This window comes from Streptosporangium sp. NPDC006013 (assembly GCF_040614275.1).
In the GTDB taxonomy this organism is placed as follows: domain Bacteria; phylum Actinomycetota; class Actinomycetes; order Streptosporangiales; family Streptosporangiaceae; genus Streptosporangium.
On the sequence record NZ_JBEXUE010000966.1, the window covers coordinates 1 to 1,244 of the forward strand.

Here is a 1,244-nt window from a genome sequence, read left to right on the forward strand (position 1 = left end):
GGCGAACCCCTTGACCCGCTTGGTCCGGGGCAGCCGCAGCCGGGGAAAGCCGTAGCGGTCGGTGCGGGTGCGGGCGTAGGTGCCGCGCCCGGTCGCCTTGACCACCAAGACCGTGCAAGGCCAGGCGGTGACGTTCTCCAGGTGGCCGACGTGCAGCGCGTCCAACGTGTGCGACTTGGCGGCACCGGTGCGCGACCGGTTCCACTTCGTGCGGCCACCGGAGGCGGTGTGAATCGACAGGCCGGCCGTTTCCAGGGCCCGCCACAATGCCCACCGGGTGGCGTTGAGTGCCGCCGCGTCCTGCAGCGGGGCCTTCGCCTGCTGGAGGATTCTCGCCAGCAGCGCGGGTCTGTCTTTGCAGAACACCTCTACCGGAGTGGCGTTCTTGGCCTGGTTACACCGGATGCAGGCCAGGGCGAGGTTGCCGATCCGGTCGGAGCCGCCCCGGCTGCGCGGGTGGATGTGGTCGAGGTTGAGCGGCACGCCACTGGCGCCGCAGTACGCGCACGCCCGCCCCCACTTGGTCAGCAGGTATTCGCGGACCTCGTACCCGGCCAGGGTGCCCTGCTGGTATTCCACCCCTTGCAGCGGCTTGCCCGCGCTGAGGGCGTGGGTGTCGAACGCCACCCGCTCGACATGCACCGCCCGCACCGGCGCCCACCGGGTGAGCCGCACCACCCACGACACGGTGGTGTCAACGCGGTGGCGCAGCGACGGCGCGAGCCAGCCCTGGGGTTTGGTCCGGTTGAGGAACCGGGGGGCGCGGTGACGCAGGTTGCGTGACCTGCGAGCACGGCGTAGCGCGGCCCGCGCGCTGAGCCTGTCGCGGATCGCCGCGCCTCGGTGGTCAAGCTGGATCGAGTACCTCCCTGCCCGGTTTCCATTGTGGTCGGTGAATACCGCCAGGCCGGTGTGCTTGCTGCCGGGGTCGATGCCGACTCGCACGCCTTCGATGGCCGAGGTCGCCGCATCGCGGTCTTTGAGACGGATGACGAACGGTGTGTGGCGGTGAACCACCGCCCGGCCCGCCGCCAGCAGGCGACGGGCGCGAGCGGGGTGACACGGGTCAAGCGGGTGGCCGTGGCGGTCAAGGACGAACACGGCCGGATGAACCTCACGGTTCGCTCCCTCGGACGCCGAAGCGCCCTGGGGGTGACGCCGGTGCGGCGGTGTGGCCGGACCGGTCTCCCCTCGCCCATGGTGAACACCAGGTACCGCCGCGAGGCGGTGTCCGTGAGCCGTTT

At 71.1% G+C, this 1,244-nt stretch carries 2 protein-coding genes; one reads left to right on the plus strand and one right to left on the minus strand.

Annotated elements, in window-relative coordinates; translation table 11 throughout:
* Window positions 1-1,101: RNA-guided endonuclease IscB (gene iscB / locus ABZ260_RS51300; RefSeq protein WP_355633312.1), on the minus strand; the 1,101-nt coding region annotated here is incomplete at its 3' end.
* On the opposite strand from iscB, the gene ABZ260_RS51305 reads away from it, so the two are divergent.
* The coding region (locus ABZ260_RS51305) for a hypothetical protein (protein ID WP_355633314.1) at window positions 1,009-1,244 on the plus strand (236 nt) is incomplete at its 3' end. The genes iscB and ABZ260_RS51305 overlap by 93 nt on opposite strands.